14 protein-coding genes are annotated in these 16,299 nt (G+C 72.8%); 2 read left to right on the forward strand and 12 right to left on the reverse strand.

Annotated features, from left to right (window positions below; all coding sequences use genetic code 11):
• Positions 1 to 22 precede the first annotated feature (22 nt).
• The 5 genes from CXR04_RS02070 to CXR04_RS02090 form a co-directional block, all read right to left on the reverse strand.
• Complete coding sequence (locus tag CXR04_RS02070; protein WP_101420186.1) at positions 23 to 1,117, reverse strand: polyprenyl synthetase family protein; 1,095 nt, start codon at positions 1,115 to 1,117, stop codon at positions 23 to 25.
• A gap of 23 nt (positions 1,118 to 1,140) precedes the next feature.
• The gene (gene hpnE, locus CXR04_RS02075; RefSeq protein ID WP_101420187.1) at positions 1,141 to 2,586 is read right to left on the reverse strand and encodes a hydroxysqualene dehydroxylase HpnE; all 1,446 of its coding nucleotides are present in this window, start codon (positions 2,584 to 2,586) and stop codon (positions 1,141 to 1,143) included.
• Between the two features lie 217 nt (positions 2,587 to 2,803).
• The gene (hpnD, locus tag CXR04_RS02080) at positions 2,804 to 3,739 is read right to left on the reverse strand and encodes a presqualene diphosphate synthase HpnD (protein WP_101420188.1); all 936 of its coding nucleotides are present in this window, start codon (positions 3,737 to 3,739) and stop codon (positions 2,804 to 2,806) included.
• A gap of 7 nt (positions 3,740 to 3,746) precedes the next feature.
• Positions 3,747 to 4,643 carry a squalene synthase HpnC gene (hpnC, locus tag CXR04_RS02085; RefSeq protein ID WP_101420189.1) on the reverse strand — a complete coding sequence of 299 codons (897 nt, stop codon included), beginning with the start codon at positions 4,641 to 4,643 and terminating at the stop codon, positions 3,747 to 3,749.
• A 322-nt stretch (positions 4,644 to 4,965) separates the two neighbouring features.
• Positions 4,966 to 5,625 carry a TetR/AcrR family transcriptional regulator gene (locus tag CXR04_RS02090; protein ID WP_101420190.1) on the reverse strand — a complete coding sequence of 220 codons (660 nt, stop codon included), beginning with the start codon at positions 5,623 to 5,625 and terminating at the stop codon, positions 4,966 to 4,968.
• A gap of 84 nt (positions 5,626 to 5,709) precedes the next feature.
• Between CXR04_RS02090 and CXR04_RS02095 the strand changes: the two genes are divergently transcribed.
• Entirely contained in the window at positions 5,710 to 7,926 is a 2,217-nt protein-coding gene (locus tag CXR04_RS02095) for an MMPL family transporter (protein WP_101420191.1), read from the forward strand.
• 67 nt (positions 7,927 to 7,993) lie between these two features.
• On the opposite strand, the gene CXR04_RS02100 is transcribed toward CXR04_RS02095, so the two are convergent.
• Genes CXR04_RS02100 through CXR04_RS02130 form a run of 7 tightly spaced genes read right to left on the reverse strand, consistent with a single transcriptional unit; the run spans position 7,994 to position 15,037 of the window.
• On the reverse strand, positions 7,994 to 8,806 hold the full coding sequence (locus CXR04_RS02100; protein WP_101420192.1) for an ABC transporter ATP-binding protein: 813 nt from the start codon (positions 8,804 to 8,806) through the stop codon (positions 7,994 to 7,996).
• The gene (locus tag CXR04_RS02105) at positions 8,793 to 9,719 is read right to left on the reverse strand and encodes an ABC transporter permease (RefSeq protein ID WP_442802347.1); all 927 of its coding nucleotides are present in this window, start codon (positions 9,717 to 9,719) and stop codon (positions 8,793 to 8,795) included. The genes CXR04_RS02100 and CXR04_RS02105 overlap by 14 nt, the downstream gene beginning before the upstream one ends.
• Positions 9,720 to 9,762: 43 nt before the next feature.
• The gene (locus tag CXR04_RS02110) at positions 9,763 to 10,686 is read right to left on the reverse strand and encodes a glycosyltransferase family 2 protein (protein ID WP_101420194.1); all 924 of its coding nucleotides are present in this window, start codon (positions 10,684 to 10,686) and stop codon (positions 9,763 to 9,765) included.
• A gap of 5 nt (positions 10,687 to 10,691) precedes the next feature.
• Entirely contained in the window at positions 10,692 to 11,471 is a 780-nt protein-coding gene (locus tag CXR04_RS02115) for a CDP-alcohol phosphatidyltransferase family protein (protein ID WP_101420195.1), read from the reverse strand.
• Positions 11,449 to 12,513, reverse strand: a complete 1,065-nt coding sequence (locus CXR04_RS02120) for an iron-containing alcohol dehydrogenase family protein (RefSeq protein ID WP_101420196.1) — start codon at positions 12,511 to 12,513, stop codon at positions 11,449 to 11,451. Before CXR04_RS02120 ends, CXR04_RS02115 begins: the two co-directional genes overlap by 23 nt.
• On the reverse strand, positions 12,501 to 13,235 hold the full coding sequence (locus tag CXR04_RS02125; RefSeq protein ID WP_101420197.1) for a phosphocholine cytidylyltransferase family protein: 735 nt from the start codon (positions 13,233 to 13,235) through the stop codon (positions 12,501 to 12,503). Before CXR04_RS02125 ends, CXR04_RS02120 begins: the two co-directional genes overlap by 13 nt.
• Positions 13,232 to 15,037, reverse strand: coding sequence for a DUF5941 domain-containing protein (locus CXR04_RS02130; protein ID WP_101420198.1), 1,806 nt, complete (start codon positions 15,035 to 15,037; stop codon positions 13,232 to 13,234). The genes CXR04_RS02125 and CXR04_RS02130 overlap by 4 nt, the downstream gene beginning before the upstream one ends.
• Before the next feature lie 188 nt (positions 15,038 to 15,225).
• On the opposite strand from CXR04_RS02130, the gene galE reads away from it, so the two are divergent.
• The gene (galE, locus tag CXR04_RS02135; protein WP_101420199.1) at positions 15,226 to 16,212 is read left to right on the forward strand and encodes a UDP-glucose 4-epimerase GalE; all 987 of its coding nucleotides are present in this window, start codon (positions 15,226 to 15,228) and stop codon (positions 16,210 to 16,212) included.
• Positions 16,213 to 16,299 lie beyond the last annotated feature (87 nt).

A 16,299-nucleotide genomic window follows, 5' to 3' on the forward strand; every position in this document is an offset into this window, starting at 1 on the left:
ACCCGGGGCCCGGGCGTCGGTGTCAGTGCCGGCGTACGACGACGAAGTCGGCGAGTGCGACGAACCGTTCACGGATGTCGTCGGGCATCTTCACCCCGTCGAGCGAGGCGAGAGCGCTCTCGTGCTGCCTCTGTGCCTCCTCCTGAGTCCACCGGCGCCCCCCGGCTTCTTCGATCAACGCGGCCCGGGCAGCGAATTCTTCCTCGTCGAAGTCACTTTTTGCATCGGTATTTCGGTCGTCGGCGCGTTTGGCGTCGGCGGCGAGCGTGTTCGCCAGTTCCGCGGAGGCCGGGCCGCCCGCGGCGAGCGCCGCGCACACCGGCAGGGACTTCTTGCGCTGGCGCAGATCGCTCCAGGTCTGCTTGCCGGTGACGGCGGGCTCGCCCCAGATGCCGAGCACGTCGTCGACGGCCTGGAAGGCCAGGCCCAGATAGAGGCCGAACCGCTCCAGACCGTCGGCCGCCTCGTCGCCCGCGCCGGCGAGCACGGCGCCGATGGAGCAGGCGCAGGCGAGCAGCGCGCCGGTCTTGTTGCCCTCCATCTCCAGGCACTCGGCCACGCTGACGCTCTCGCGGTGCTCGTACGAGATGTCCTGTGCCTGGCCGTCGATGAGCCTGCGGGTGGCGGTGTTCAGCCGGCGGGCGGCGCGCGCCGCCTCGGGCGTGTCGAGCTCCAGCAGCAGTTCGCAGGCGAGCGCGAAGAGGGCGTCGCCGACGAGGATGGCCTGCGCGGGGCCGTGCACCTTCCACACCGTGTCGCGGTGGCGCCGCTGCTCGTCGCCGTCCATCAGGTCGTCGTGCAGGAGGGAGAAGTTGTGCACCAGCTCCACGGCGACGGCACCGGGAACGCCGGTCTCCGGGGAGGCGCCGGCGGCCTCGGCGGCGAGCAGCGAGAGGAGGGGGCGTACGGCCTTGCCGCTGTCTCCGTCAGTGGGGTTGCCCAGCGCGTCGATCCAGCCGAAGTGGTAGGCGGCGACGGTGTCCATGGGGGGTACGAGCCGGTCGACGACGGTACGCAGCACGGGGTTGGTCAGCTCCCGGGCATGGTCCAGCAGGGCCAGGACTTCGGCGGCGCCGGGGGTGGCCGCGGTGTCGGTGTCCGGTTCTGGACGGGGCACGTTCTCTCCTCCGATGACGGATCTCAAACTGCTTCCAGCAGGTTCCGCGGCACTTCTCGACCCAGGCCGCCGAGGGTCTCGCGGACCGCGGCGAGGCCGCTGAGAACGGCGCTCTCCATGGTCGCGGGCCAGCCGGTGGCGGTCCACGCGCCCGCGAGTGCGAGGCCGGGCGCGTGGGTCCGGGGACCCGGGCGCAGCCGGCCGACGCCCGGTGCCGGGGCGAAGGTCGCGGTGCGCTCGCGGGTGACGAAGAAGTCGCGTACCTCGGCGCCGCGGGCGTCGGGCAGCAGCTTCGCCAGCTCGGGGAGGTAACGCTCGCGCAGCTCGCCGACGGGCCGCTCGATGTCGTCCTGCGCGGCGGACTGGGAGACCGCCACGTACTGGCAGCCCCGGCCCCCCGGGGTGCCGGCGAGGCCGGAGGTGTCCGTGCGGTCGAAGATCCACTGCACGGGGGTGTTGATCGCGGCGACGAACGGGGAGTGCAGCACCCGCCGGTCGTACACGACATGGAGGTTGAGGATGGGTGCGGTGCCGATCTGGAGCAGCCGGTTCTTGTGGTCGAGCGCGCCCGCCGGCAGCAGTCCGTGCGCCTCGCGCTGCGGTACGGCGAGGATCACGGCATCGGCGTCGAGTGTCGCGGGGGTGCCGCCCGCCCGTTCGGGTCCGGTGGCGACGTCGACCTGCCAGCCGCCGGCGGGGCCGCGGCGCAGCTCGGTGGCGCGGGTGCGCATCATGATGCGGGTGCCGGAGCGCTCCAGCCGGCGGCGGGCGAGCGTGTCGTGCAGTTCGCCGAGCGGTACCCGGGCCCAGCCGATGTCGGCGGCGCCGCGCTCGGTGAGCAGCCCGGTCCTGAAGACCATCACGGCCAGTCCCAGGGAGACCTGCGGAGCGAAGGCGTTGAGGGTGGCGACGCCGACCATGTCCCACAGCGCCGAGACGGCACGCGGCGACTGGCCGTGCTTGTGCAGCCAACTGGCGAAGTCCACGCCGTCCAGGGCGGGGTCTGCCGGGTCGAGCCGGCGCATCGCCAGCGCGGCGCGGCCCACGCTCGCCCGCTCCGCGAGTGACAGGTGCGGGTAGCGGGTGAGGCCGGCGGCGAGGTGCAGCGGCACCGGCAGGTCGGTGCGGCCGAGTGTGCCGGTGCGCGGGCCCGGGCCCTTGCGGGCCGGGGTGGCGGCGTCCAGCACGCGCACGTCCAGACGCTCCTGCAGCGGCGCGAGTCCGGCGCCGCCGACCTGGTCGAGGAACCAGCGGTACGCGGTGCAGCAACGCAGGTAGACATGCTGGCCGTTGTCGACGGACAACTCGCCGCGGCGGAAGGAGAAGGCGAGCCCGCCCAGGCGCGGCCGGCCTTCGAGGAGTGTGACGTCGACGCCGGAGTCGGCGAGTCCCATCGCGGCGGTCATCCCGGCGAGCCCGCCGCCGACGACCACGGCCCGCGGCCGTCTGTCCGGGCCGGGATCAGCCATCACCGGCCACCTCCCCACCTGTGTCGACACCCACTATGTCTGGCCCGCCGCGCCGCGCCGCACACCTGGGCGGGCCGCGGCGCACACCCCTGCGCCCCGTGCGCCGCGGCGCACGCCGAAGGCGCCTCCGGGCGCTCCCGATCCGTCTCGCGCGCCGTGTTTACGGGGCCTTCCGCGCGTACGTCCGGCAGGGCCGCGGGGGCGCCGGACGCGGCGCTCACCGGGACCTCCGGCTCGCCTGCCGGGCGTCGACCCCGGTCAGGCCGCGGACCGCGACGTACGCCTTCTCCCGGCCCGGCAGCGACACCCGCCCGCGCAGCACGGCCTCGGGGTCGGTGGCGATCCGCTCCAGCAGCCGGTGGTAGATCCCGGCCATCGCGGCGACGCAGGCGCCGCTGCGCCGGTCGAGCATGGGCAGCAGCCGGTAGCCGTCGGCGAAGAGCGCGCGGGCGCGGCGCACCTCGAACTGCACCAGCCCGGGGAAGTCCGAGCCGGCCGGCGCGGTGTCGCCGTGGAAGCCCGCGGAGCAGCCGAACTTGGCGAGGTCGACGGCGGGCAGGTAGCTGCGGCCCTCGGCGGCGTCCTCGCGCAGGTCCCGCAGGATGTTCGTCAGTTGCAGCGCGAGCCCGAGCGTGTCGGCGTAGCCCGGGGCGCGCTCGGAGTGCCGGGTGCCGGGCACGGTGCCGAACACGCCGAGGGAGAGCCGCCCGATGGCACCGGCCACGCAGCGGCAGTAGTCCTTGAGGTCTTCCCAGGTCTCGTACTCCTCGCCGCGTACGTCCGCGAGGACGCCGTCGATCAGCTCGTCGAGCGCGCCGAGGGGGATCGGGAACCGGCGTGCGGCGTGGGCGAGCGCCACCGCGACGGGGTCGGTGTCGTCCTCGGCGACCCGGCCGGCCCGGATGCGGTCGAGCTGGGCGCGGGTGTCCTCCAGCCGGGCGCGCTTGGCCTCGGGTGGCAGCTCGCCGTCGCCGATGTCGTCCACGCGGCGCGAGAACGCGTACAGCGCGGACATCGCCAGCCGCTTGTCGTACGGCAGGAGTCTGATGCCGTACGCGAAGTTCCGGGCCTGCTGGCCGGTGACGGCCTCGCAGTACCGGTACGCGGTAAGCACCTGTGCGGATGCGTAGGCCGCGCGCGACGGTGTCGTCACGGTGCCGTCACCCCTCTCGTCGCAGGGTCGACCCCACCTCGCGCAGCAGCCTGCGCCGGGTGGGCTTCGGGGGTCCGGGGAGCACGTCGTGGCCGGCGGCGGCGACGGCGGCGAGGGCCGCGCGCCCGCCGGCCACGAAGCCGGCGAGCAGCAGCCGCAGCCGGCCGCGCACGCTGGCGACGAGGGGCGCGCCCCCGTCGAGGAGCCGCGCGGCGCGGTCGGCCTCGTACCGGATCAGGGCGCGCACCGGCTCGCCGGCGCTGGGCCGGGCGAGGTCCGCCTCGGTGACGCCGAAGCGGCGCATGTCCTCCGCCGGGAGGTAGATGCGGTCCCGGCCGAGGTCCTCGGCCACGTCCTGGATGTGCTCGACGATCTGCAGAGCGGTGCAGATCGCGTCCGAGCGCCGGATGCGCTCGGGACTCTCGGTGCCGGTCACGGCGAGGACGAGCCGGCCGACCGGGTTGGCGGACAGCTCGCAGTAGCCCTCCAGCTCGGCGTACGTCTCGTAGCGCCGGACCTTCTGGTCCTGCCGGTTGGCCTGGAGCAGGCCGTGGAACGGCTGCGGGGACAGCCGGTGCCGGCGGACCGTGGGCCGCAGCCGGCGCAGCAGTGGGTGGCCGGGCGTGGCCCCGGGAGTGAAGACCCGCTCCAGGTCGGCCTCCAGCGCGTCGAGGAGCGCGAGCGTGTCGTCGGCCTCGTCCGGGCCGAGGCCGAGGGCGGCGGCGTCGGCGCCGCCGGGGGCGAGGTCGCCGTCCCCGATGTCGTCGACGAGCCGGGCGTAGCCGTAGAGCGCCATGAGGTCCGCGCGCCAGGCACGGGGCAGGAAGAACGGGGCCACGGGGAAGTTCTCATCGGCGGCCTGGCCGAGTACGGCGCGCGACGGAGCGTCGTCCGCCGGGGTCACCGGCGACTGCCCTGGGCTGCCGCCCCCGGGGAGCAGACGGCGGGCGCGCCTTCGAGCTGGGGTTTCGTCTTCGCCATAGCCGTCACGCCTCCCGTTCTACACCGCGTACCCAGATGTGCCCATTCCGGACACGCCGCCGCCGGCGTCGTGACCCCGAGCAGGTCCGGGGCGACCCCCAAGCTCCCTTATCGCCCACATGCCGCCAAACAGCACCGGTCCAGCGTACGCCGTACAGGACGAAGACGCGGCATGCGGTGGTCACCTCAATCCGCGCGCGCCGGAAGAAGCGCGAAACGCCGTCGTGCGCAAGGGGTTTGCCGGGTCACACGGTGAGGCCGTCCAAGATCATGGTGAGCGTGCGGGTGACGATCGCGTCCCGCTGCGGGGGCGGCAGGCCGCCCAGCGGCCCGTCGAGGAGGAGCATCGCAAGACCGTGCACGGAGGACCAGGCGGCGAACTCCGCGCCGGTCCGTACGCCCGGTCGCATCACGCCGGCGGCATCGAGGGCGTCCATGGCGCCGATGAGGAGCCGGAAGGAGCGGACGTCTCCCGGGTGGAGGTCCCCGATGCCCTCGCCCTGGTTCCACGGCTGCCGGTCCTGCTCGACCCGGCAGAAGGCCGCGCGGTACATGCCGGGTTCGGTGACGGCGAAACGCACGTAGCCGAGGCCGAGCGCCATGAGCCGGCCCTTGGCGGCGTCGGCGGGATCCCCGCCCGGGGGCCCCTCGGTCTCGGCGATCACCTTGTCCATGGAGTCCGCCAGCCGCCGTTGACCCTCGTCCTTGACCGCCTGCAGCAGATCGGCCTGGCTGGCGAAGTGGCGGTACGCGGCCGTCGGCGACACGCCGACGCGCCGGGCCGCCTCGCGCAGCACGACCGCCTCGGGCCCGCCGCCGCGGGCCAGCTCGGAAGCCGCGTCGACCAGCGCGTTCCGCAGGTCGCCGTGGTGGTAACCGGCCTTCCCGCTCCTGACCTCGCTCATAGTCGCATCATGCCTCATGTTGACAGTATTAACATCACCTGCAAGGCTCAATGTTAACGCCATAAACATGGGAAGGGGAGCACCGTGCTGACACGCATTGCGGAGCTCGTACTGCGCAGGACCCGGCTCGTGCTCGCGCTCGCCGTCGTCGCGGTCGTCGCCATGGCGGCGCTCGGCTTCGGGGCCTTCGGCAAGCTCAGCGCCGGCGGCTTCAGCGATCCGGGGTCGCCGTCGAGCAAGGCACAGGAGGTGATCGACGACAGATTCGGGGGCGATACGAACCTGGTCCTGCTCGTCTCCGCCGAGTCCGGGGGGCTCGGCGGGGACGCGGCCCGCGAGCGCGGTCTTGAGGTGACCGGGGGGCTGCGGTCGGAGTCCACCGTCACCAGCGTCATGTCGTACTGGGACCGCGGCGGCGAGGGGCTGACGTCGCAGGACGGGAACCAGGCGCTCGTCCTCGCGCATGTCGCCGGCGGCGACGACAAGGAGGCCGACAACGCCAAGGCGCTGACCGGCGAGTACGCCGGCACCCGCGACGGCGTCACGGTCAAGGCGGGCGGCGGAGCGGCGGTGAGCAACGACGTCTCCACCCAGGTCGCCGCCGACCTGGCGCTGGCCGAGGCGATCGCCGTACCCCTCACCCTCGTGCTGCTGGTGCTCGCCTTCGGCAGCGTCATCGCGGCGCTGCTGCCGCTGGCGATCGGGCTGGTCGCCATCTTCGGCACCTTCGCCGAGCTGTGGGTGCTCGGCAGCCTCACCGACGTCTCGGTCTTCTCCGTCAACCTCACCATCGCGCTGGGGCTCGGCCTCGGCATCGACTACGGGCTGCTGCTGGTCAGCCGGTTCCGCGAGCAGTTGGCCGCGGGCGACGAGGTGCCTGCGGCCATCCGGCGTACGGTGGCGACCGCGGGCCGTACGATCGCGTTCTCCTCCGCGACGATCGTCGCCGCGCTCGCCGCGCTGCTGGTCTTCCCGCAGTACTTCCTGCGGTCCTTCGCCTACGCGGGCATCGGCGTCGTGGCCATCTCCGCGATCAGCGCGCTGGTGATCATCCCCGCGCTGCTCGCCGTCCTCGGCCACCGCGTCAACCGCGGCCGGATCCCGGGCGCCCGGGCCATGCGGCGCACCGACGCGCCGCTGTGGGGGCGGATCGCCGGCGCCGTCATGCGCCGCCCCGCGCTCACCGCGCTGCCGGTGCTCGGCGTGCTGCTGCTGGCCGCCTCCCCGCTGCTGGGCGTCAGCTACGGCACCCCGGACGAGCGGGTGCTGCCGGAGAGCGCGCAGAGCCGGCAGGTGGCCACCGCGCTGCGCGAGGACTTCGCCGTCGACGACAGCACCGCCATGGACGTGGTGACCACCGGCGCCGTCGCCGGGCCCGACCTCACCGCGTACGCCACCGAGCTGTCCCGGCTCGACGGCGTCACCCGGGTCGCCGCGAGCAACGGCACGTACGCCGATGGCGCGGCCGGCCCCGCGGGTCCCGCCGCAGAAGCGCTCGGCCGCCCCGACGCGCAGCGGCTGACCGTCTCCGTCGAGCCCGCGCCCAAGTCGGGCGCGGCGCAGCACCTGGTCGAGGACGTCCGCGCGGTGCCCGCGCCCGGCGGGGTGGAGACCCTGGTCGGCGGCACCGACGCGGAGCTGGTCGACGCCAAGGACAGCATCGGCAGCCGGCTGCCGCTGGCCGTGGGGATGGTCCTGATCACGACGTTCGTGCTGCTGTTCCTCTTCACCGGCAGCGTCGTCCAGCCGCTGCGGGCGGTCGCCCTCAACGCCGTCAGCCTGGCCGCGGCCATGGGCGTGATGGTGTGGATCTTCCAGGACGGCCATCTCAGCGGGCTGCTCGGCTTCACGCCGCAGCCGATGGACACGGCGATGACCGTACTGATGTTCTGCATCGCCTTCGGCCTGTCGATGGACTACGAGGTCTTCCTCACCAGCCGGATCAAGGAACTGCACGACGCGGGCGCCGACCCGGCCACGGCGGTGACGAGCGGGCTCGCCCGCACCGGCCGGATCGTGACCATGGCCGCCGGGCTGCTGGCCGTCAGCTTCTTCGCCTTCGGCACCGGCGAGGTCAGCTTCCTGCAGATGTTCGGCCTGGGCAGCGCGCTCGCCATCCTCATCGACGCGGTCGCGGTCCGCGGCGTGCTGGTGCCGGCCGCGATGCGGCTGCTGGGCAGGCGCGCCTGGTACGCGCCGCGCTGGCTGCGCCGGGTGCACGGCCGGGTGGGCCTGAGCGAGGCCGGGCCAGGGCCCGCCGCGCCCGAGCGGGAGTCGGAGCGCACCCCGGCCGGGGTGTGAGCGCCGAGGACGTACGGCAAGGGCCCCGCCGCGACACGCGGCGGGGCCCTTCTGCGCGTACGCGCGGCTACCGCTTGGAGAACTCCTGATACTCCTTCAGCACGTCGTCCGTCGGCCCGTCCATCACCAACTCGCCCTTCTCCAGCCACAGCACCCGGTCGCAGGTGTCACGGATGGACTTGTTGGTGTGGCTGACCAGGAACACCGTGCCGGCCTCCTTGCGGAGCTCGCGCAGCCGGGCCTCGGAGCGCTTGCGGAACCTCAAGTCGCCGGTGGCCAGCGCCTCGTCGATCATCAGCACCTCGTGGTCCTTGGCCGCGGCGATGGAGAACCGCAGCCGCGCCGCCATGCCGGAGGAGTACGTCCGCATGGGCAGGGTGATGAAGTCGCCCTTCTCGTTTATGCCGGAGAAGTCGACGATGCTCTGGTACCGCTCGCGGATCTGCTCGCGGGTCATGCCCATCGCCAGCCCGCCGAGCATCACGTTCCGCTCGCCCGTGAGGTCGTTCATCAGCGCCGCGTTGACGCCGAGGAGCGAGGGCTGGCCGTTGGTGTACACCTTGCCGCTGTGCGTGGGCAGCACGCCGGCGATGGCCTTCAGCAGCGTCGACTTGCCGGAGCCGTTGGAGCCGATCAGGCCGATGGCCTGGCCGCGGTACGCCGTGAAGCTGACGCCGCGCACCGCGTGCACCTCGCGCACCCTGTCGCTCTTGTCCCGGCGCAGGATGCGGTTCAGTGCGGCGGCGCCGCTGCCCTTGCCGCGGGAGCCGCCCTGCACCCGGTACACGATGTGCACGTCGTCCGCGATGACCGTCGGCACCAGCCCGTCGGCGGGCGTGTCGGTCTCGGCGCGGCTCGTCGGATGTTCAGCCACGGCCATATCGCTCCTCAGCCTTCCAGAAGAACACGAAACCGAACGCGCCGATCACCACGGCCCAGCCCGCCGCCAGCAGCCAGACGTTCGGCGGCATGTAGGCCTTCGGGAAGTCCCCCATGAGGGCGTAGCGCATGAGGTCCATGTATACAGCGGCCGGGTTCATCGCGACGAGGTCGGCGGCCCACTGCGGCGCGTCCGCCCGCACCGTCATCATGTACTGCAGCGGGAACATCACGCCCGAGCCGTACATCCAGGCGCGCAGGATGAACGGCATGAGCTGCGCGAGATCCGGCGTGTCGCTGCCCAGCCGGGCCACGACCATCGCCAGGCCGGTGTTGAAGACGTACTGGAGCGCCAGGATCGGCACGATCAGCAGCCACGTCCACGTCGGGTACCAGCCGAAGGCGACCAGGATGACGGCCAGCACCGTCATCGAGTAGAGCAGTTGCTGCAGTTGCTGCAGCGAGAACGAGATCGGCAGCGCGGCCCGCGGGAAGTGCAGCGCCCGCACCAGGCCCAGGTTCCCCGAGATCGACCGGACGCCCGACATGACGGACTGCTGGGTGAACGTCCACACGAACACCCCCGTGACCAGGAACGGGATGTAGACGTCGTTGCTCATCCCGGCGCGGCCGCCGAGCAGCACGCCGAAGATGAAGAAGAAGACCGTCGCGTTCAGCAGCGGGGTCAGCACCTGCCAGACCTGGCCCAGCTTCGCCCGGCTGTACTGCGCGGTGAGCTTGGCGCGCGAGAAGGTCAGGATGAAATGGCGGCGCGCCCAGAGCTGCCGCACGTACTCGGGCAGTCCGGGTCGCGCGCCGCTCACCGTGAGGCCGTACTTGGCGGCCAGCTCGGCCGGGGTCAGCCCGTCATCGGGATGGCGCTTGGGCGGAGCGCCCACTGCCGTTTCGCTCACAGTCGGTAACTTTCGTCCTCAGACACTCAACGGTACGAGCTTGTCAGATCACGGGCGGTCGTCCCAGCCGGGTCAGCCGCCACACCGTACGCCACTTCATGGGTTTGCGCGGCCCGCACGGCGCGCGCCAGCCCTCTCGGAAGCCTACGAGCCATGATTTCAGCACAGCCCGGGAGGGGCTGCGTGCCACTGTGAGCAGGAACCAGACACCCAGATAGACGGGGACGAGCGGCGCGGGCAGGTTCCGGCGGGCCAGCCAGACGCGGTTGCGGGCCACGTTGTGGTGGTACGTGGCGTGCCTGCTGGGCGGCATCGTCGGGTGGTGCAGCACCATGTCGGCGCGGTAGTCGATGTGCCAGCCCGCGTCCAGCGCCCGCCAGGCGAGGTCGGTCTCCTCGTGGGCGTAGAAGAAGTCGTCCGGCAGCCCGCCGACCTCCTGGAACACCTCCGTGCGCACCGCGTTGGCGCCGCCGAGGAAGGTGGTGACGCGCGAGGAGCGCATCGGGTCGGAGGCGCGCAGCCGGGGGACGTGCCGGCGCTGGGTGACCCCGGTCTCGGGGTCGGCGATGCGGAAGCTGACGATGCCCAGGCGCGGGTCGGCGGCGAACGCCTCGCGCACCAGCCGGGCCGTGTCCTGTTGTGGCAGAAGACCGTCGTCGTCGAGAAAGAGCAATACGTCGACATCGCGGCCGCCCTCGCCGAACGCCTCGATGCCGACGTTGCGGCCGCCGGGGATGCCCAGGTTCTCGGGCAGCTCCACGACCCGTACGCCCTGCGGGATGTTCGGCACGGTCACGCCCTGGGCGACGACGACCACCTCGACCGGCGCGCCGTCCTGCTTGGCGACCGACTCCAGCAGCGCGCGCAGCTCCTCGGGGCGCTGGCCCATCGTGATCACGACGGCGCCGACCCTGACGTCCTCCGGGCTCTTGGCCTCCGGTTGCCGGGGCTGGTGTTCATATGTCATTCGGCTCACCGCAACCTGCTGGAGGCCAGAATGCTGACCAGGTGAAGGAGGGTCTGCAGCATCGCTATCGCGGCGAGTACGGCGACACCGAGCCGGGAGAAGTAAAGGTCCCCCTTGATCAGGTCGAGGACCGCCAGCAGAAGGATGAGGAGTGACGCCTCGATCCCCAGGATCAGCCGGTGGAACTTCAGCGCCGACGCCGCCTTGCGGGCCACGGCGACACCCGACGAGCGCGGCTCGGCCGCGGACTCCTTGACCGGCGGCAGGCCCTGCTGGTGGCGGGCGACGCCGACGAGGTCGGTCTCCGCCTTGATCAGCACGGCGCCCAGCGCGGCGAGCGTGCCGAGGAAGGCCCAGAGCCAGTCGACGGAGCCCTCGCCCCACGGGTCGGCGGCGCGCAGGCCGAAGCCCACCAGCACCGCGGCGTCGCAGAGGTACGCGCCGACCCGGTCGAGGTACACGCCGCCGATGGAGAACTGCTGCTTCCAGCGGGCGACCTCCCCGTCGACGCAGTCGAGCAGCAGGTACAACTGGACCATCAGCACGCCGAGCAGGGCCCCGGCGATCCCGGGGACCAGCAGCGCCGGGGCGGCGAGGACGCCGGCGAGGGTCATGACGTACGTCAGTTGGTTGGGCGTGACCCGGGTGTTCACCAGGTGCCGGTCGACGCGCAGCGAGATCTCGCGCATGTACAGGCGGCCGGCCCAGTGCTCCCCGCTGCGCCGGTCCTTCACCCCCGGGGGGTGGACCACGGGCCGTAGCTCAGCTACCGATGGCTTTGGCATAGTCGGCGTAGGCGTCCCTGATCTCGTCGGTGGACAGGTCGAGGTGTTCGAGGATCGTGTACCGGCCGGGCCGGGTCTGCGGCGCGAACTCGATGGCCTTCACGAACTCGTCGTCCGCGAAGCCGATGTCGTCGGCCAGCACCGGCAGCCCGTGCCGGCGCAGGACCTGGGCCATCAGCAGCGCCGTCTCCCGGTCGCCGCGCAGGAACGTGGCGAAGGTCCCGCCGATGCCGCACTGCTCGCCGTGGAGCGCGCAGCGCGTCGGGTAGAGCAGGTCGAAGGCGTGGCTGATCTCGTGGCACGCGCCGGAGGCCGGCCGGCTGTCGCCGGCGACGGACATCGCGATGCCGCAGAGCACCAGCGCCTCGGCGAGGATGACGAGGAAGTCGTCGTCGCCGATCCCGCCGGGGTGGCGCAGTACCGAGTCGCCGGCGCTGCGCGCCATCGCTGCGGCCAGCCCGTCGATGGGCTCGCCGGTCTCGCGGTGGGACAGCTCCCAGTCGGCGACGGCGGACAGCTTGCACGTCACGTCGCCGATGCCGGCGCGGACGAAGCGCGGCGGGGCCTCGCGGATGACGTCGAGGTCGATGACGATCGCGATGGGGTTCGGCACGCCGTACGAGCCGCGGCCCGCGTCGTTGTCGAGCGTCGAGACCGGCGAGCAGAGGCCGTCGTTGGCGAGGTTGGTGGCCACGGCGACCATCGGCAGGCCGACGCGCGCGGCGGCGTACTTCGCGGAGTCGATGACCTTGCCGCCGCCGAGGCCGACGACGGCGTCGTAGCGCCCGGTGCGCTTGATGGAGTCGGCGAGCCGCACGGCGCCGTCGATGGTGCCGTCGGCGTCGGCGAACCAGTCGGCGCCGGGCAGCGCCGGCGCGAAGCGGTCGCGCAGCGCCTGCCCGGAGCGCGGGCTGATGGCGAAGGCGAGCCGGCCCGACGGCGCGACACGCTGGTCGGAGAGGAGGTCAGCGAGGTCGTCCAGCGCCCCGGCCCGGATGTCGACCGTCAGCGGCGACGGGATCAGGCGGGTCAGTACCGGCACGCGATCTCCCTGCCCTTGGCGAGGTCCTCGTGGTTGTCGATCTCGACCCAGGCGACGTCGCCGATGGGCTCGACGTCGATCCGGAAGCCGCGGTTGACCAGCTCCTGGTAGCCGTCCTCGTAGTAGAGGTCGGGGTCGCGCTCGAAGGTGGTCTTCAGCGCGTCGGCCAGCTCGTCGGCCGCGTCGCCCTCGATGAGGGTGACGCCGATGTACTCGCCGGTGGCCTCCGCCGGGTCCATCAGCTTGGTGATCTTCCGGACGCCCTTCTCGTCGGCGACGACCTTCATCTCCTCGTCGGCGAGCTTCTTGACCGTGTCGAGGGCGAGGATGATCTTCTTGCCGCCGCCGCGGGCGGCGAGCAGCGTCTTCTCGACGGAGACGGGGTGGACGGTGTCGCCGTTGGCGAGGATCACGTCGTGCCGGACCGAATCCCGGCCGCACCAGAGGGAGTAGGCGTTGTTCCACTCCTCTGCCTTGTCGTTGTCGATCAGGGTGAGCTTCAGCCCGTACGTGCGCTCCAGGGCCTCCTTGCGCTCGTACACGGCCTCCTTGCGGTAGCCGACGATGATCGCCGCCTCCGTGAGCCCGATCTCGGCGAAGTTGCCGAGGGTGAGGTCGAGGACGGTGGTCTCGCCGTCGACGGGCACCAGGGCCTTCGGCAGGGTGTCGGTGTAGGGGCGCAGACGCCGTCCGGCGCCGGCCGCCAGCACGAGGCCGATCATGCGGGTTCTCCTGTTTCGTCGTGTACAGCGGGGGCTCCGGAGGAGACCCAGAAGCGGATGCTCTCGGTGAGCACCACCAGCGCCACGGCCACGGCGATGGCCGCGAGCGCGAACGTGAAGCGCGTGCCGGTCAGCAGGGCTGCCGCCAGCGTGACCGCCAGCGCACGTCCCTCGTGCCCGCCGATCGCCCGCACCAGCAGGCGCGGGGGCGCACCCGTGCCGCCGCGGATGCGGTACACGGTGTCGTAGTGATGGTAGGCGACCGCGGCCACCAGTCCGAAAGCCGCAGGAAGCGCTCCGTTCACCTCGGAGCGGGCCGCGAGCGCGAGGACGAGGCCGTACTCGGCGGCCCGGAAGACCGGCGGCACGAGCCAGTCCAGCGGGCCCGCGAGCGGCCGGGCGACGGCGAGTGCCGAGGTCAGGACGTAGCCGGCGGCGCCTATCAGGGCCCACCAGGTGCCGTACGGGGTGAAGAGCGCCAGCGCCACGAGGAGCACGCCGCCGGCGGCGGCGAGGGCGGGGGCGGCGTACGACGGCAGGGAGCGCACGGGGGCGCGCAGGGAGCGGGCGGCGGCTTCGGCGAGCGGGCCGGTGTCCGTCAGCTCGTCCAGCGCCCTGAGCGCCTGCTCGGTGCGCGGGACGCGGCGCTTGAGGGAGCGCAGCACCCGGCCCGCGGTGGTGTAGGAGGCGGCGAGCCCCATGCCGATCAGCAGGACGACGAAGACGGTGCGCGGGGTGGTGACGGCGGTGAGCACGGCGATCAGCGCCCAGCGCTCGCCGATCGGCAGCACCACCATGCGGCGCAGCCACACCGTCCAGCCGAGCCGGTCGAGCCGCTCGGAGAGCGCCGCGGTGGGGCTGGTATTGGCCGCCGCGGCGGCAGTGCCGGCGATGGACTCGTTGAAGGCGAAGTCCACGACGTGCCGGCAGGTCTGCAGCACCATGGCACCGAGCGCGAGGGCCCATACGTCGTCGCCGTCGGCGTTGGCGGCGCCGATGGCCAGGCCCGCGAAGTAGGCGTACTCCTTGGCGCGGTCGAAGGTGGCGTCGAGCCAGGCGCCCATCGTGGAGTACTGCAGCGAGTAGCGGGCGAGCTGGCCGTCGGTGCAGTCCAGCACGAAGGAGAGCATGAGCAGCACGCCGGCGGCGACGAAGCCGCCGCGGGTGCCGGTGGCCGCGCAGCCGGCCGCGAGCACGGCGGTGGCCAGGGAGGCGGTGGTGACCTGGTTCGGGGTGAGGCCGCGGTTGGCGCACCAGCGGGCGAGGTAGCGCGAGTAGGGGCTGATGAAGAAGGTGGTGAAGAACCCGTCGCGGCTCTTCACCGCGGCGCGCAGCCGGGCCTTCTCCTCGTCCACGGCGGCGACCGCGTCCGTGGCCTTCGCCCGCGCGAGGGCGTCTTCGGGTACGGCCGCCACCAGCACTCCCAGCTCCGGCCGGGCCAGCGGCCCGTCGGCCTCCGCAAGCTGCGCGGCGGTCTGCTCGGCGACGCCGTCGAGGGTGTGGCTGCGCATCACCGCGCGGGAGAGCGCGGTGCGGGCCGCGGGCGTCCGCACCGCGACCACGCCGGGCACGGCCGCCCCCGGGAAGCGGGGGTCGGCAAGGGTGAGGCGCAGGCTGTGCCGGTGGCCGACGAAGCGGCTGTCGACAAGCGCGACCCCGCCGTCCCCGGGCAGCAGCGCGAGGACGGTGGCGGCGTCGGCCACGTCCGCGGCGGTACGCACGTCGTCGTAGCCCAGCGACCTCAGGTCGCTCTCCAGGGGGGACCCGGGGACGGGCAGGCCGATCAGGATTGCGGTCCGCAGACGAACTCACTCCTTGGCAGGCGGGACGGCAGGCGGGACCGCCCCTCCCCCGTCCGGCCGGGCGGCTGTCGGCAGAGGTTAGCGGATCCCTGGAACCACGGGTTCACCGCCCGTTCGCCTCGACCGGGTGGCGATCATCATTTCGCAGCTCGCACCCGTGCTCCAAACCGGGGCGGTAGTGTTCCGGCATGACGTGGTTGATCACCGGCGGGGCCGGTTATATCGGCGCGCATGTCGTGCGGGCCATGGCGGGTGCCGGGGAGCGGGTCGTCGTGCTGGACGACGTGTCCACCGGCAATCCTGCCCGGCTGCCCGCGGACGTACCGCTGGTGCGCGGTACGTTCCTGGACCGGCTGCTGCTCGACCGCACCATCGCCGAGTACGACGTCACGGGCGTGCTGCACCTGGCGGCGAAGAAGCAGGTCGGCGAGTCGGTGGAGCAGCCGCTCTCGTACTACCGGGAGAACGTGCACGGCCTGGGCGTGCTGCTGGAGGCCGTGGTGGCCGCGGGCGTCCGCCGCTTCGTCCTCTCCTCCTCGGCCGCCGTCTACGGCATGCCCGACGTCGACCTCGTCACCGAGGACACCCCCTGCGTGCCGATCAACCCGTACGGCGAGACCAAGCTCGCCGGCGAGTGGCTGCTGCGGGCCACCGGGCGCGCGCACGGGCTGGCCACCGCCTGCCTGCGCTACTTCAACGTCGCCGGGTCCGCCGCCCCCGAGCTGGCGGACACCGGGGTGTTCAACGTGGTCCCGATGTTCTTCGAGCGGCTGACCGCGCACCAGCCGATGCGGATCTTCGGCGACGACTACCCCACCCCCGACGGCACCTGCATCCGCGACTACGTGCACGTCGTCGACCTCGCCGACGCCCACCTGGCGGCGGCCCGCCGCGTCGCCGCCCCGGCGGTCTCCGGCGACCTGACGGTGAACCTCGGCAGCGGCACCGGCGTGTCGGTGCGGGAGCTGGCCGACGTCGTGGCCGAGGTCACGGGGCGGCGCGAGCACGCCCCCGAGATCCTCCCCCGCCGCCCCGGGGACCCGGCCCGGGTGGTCGCGTCGTACGACCTGGCGGCCAAGGAGCTGGGCTGGCTGCCCCGGCTGGATGTGCGCGCCATGGTCGAGTCCGCCTGGGCGGGCTGGCTGCACCGCCATCCGGAGGCGCGGCGCGGCTGACCAGCCGAGACGCCCGCAGGAGCGTTTCCGCAGGTCAGACGATGAAAACCGACTTCATGTCAAGGTTTGGCGAATACCCCCTGCCCG

This window comes from Streptomyces sp. CMB-StM0423, from assembly GCF_002847285.1.
Taxonomy (GTDB): Bacteria; Actinomycetota; Actinomycetes; order Streptomycetales; family Streptomycetaceae; genus Streptomyces.

What these genes read in the sequence shown, in the direction of transcription:
- CXR04_RS02115 (WP_101420195.1), bottom strand. Translation starts at nt 11,471, where the DNA reads ATGCCAAAGCCATCGGTAGCTGAGCTACGGCCCGTGGTCCACCCCCCG.
- CXR04_RS02125 (WP_101420197.1), bottom strand. Translation starts at nt 13,235, where the DNA reads ATGATCGGCCTCGTGCTGGCGGCCGGCGCCGGACGGCGTCTGCGCCCC.
- CXR04_RS02110 (WP_101420194.1), bottom strand. Translation starts at nt 10,686, where the DNA reads ATGACATATGAACACCAGCCCCGGCAACCGGAGGCCAAGAGCCCGGAG.
- hpnE (WP_101420187.1), bottom strand. Translation starts at nt 2,586, where the DNA reads ATGGCTGATCCCGGCCCGGACAGACGGCCGCGGGCCGTGGTCGTCGGC.
- galE (WP_101420199.1), top strand. Translation starts at nt 15,226, where the DNA reads ATGACGTGGTTGATCACCGGCGGGGCCGGTTATATCGGCGCGCATGTC.
- CXR04_RS02090 (WP_101420190.1), bottom strand. Translation starts at nt 5,625, where the DNA reads ATGAGCGAGGTCAGGAGCGGGAAGGCCGGTTACCACCACGGCGACCTG.
- CXR04_RS02100 (WP_101420192.1), bottom strand. Translation starts at nt 8,806, where the DNA reads ATGGCCGTGGCTGAACATCCGACGAGCCGCGCCGAGACCGACACGCCC.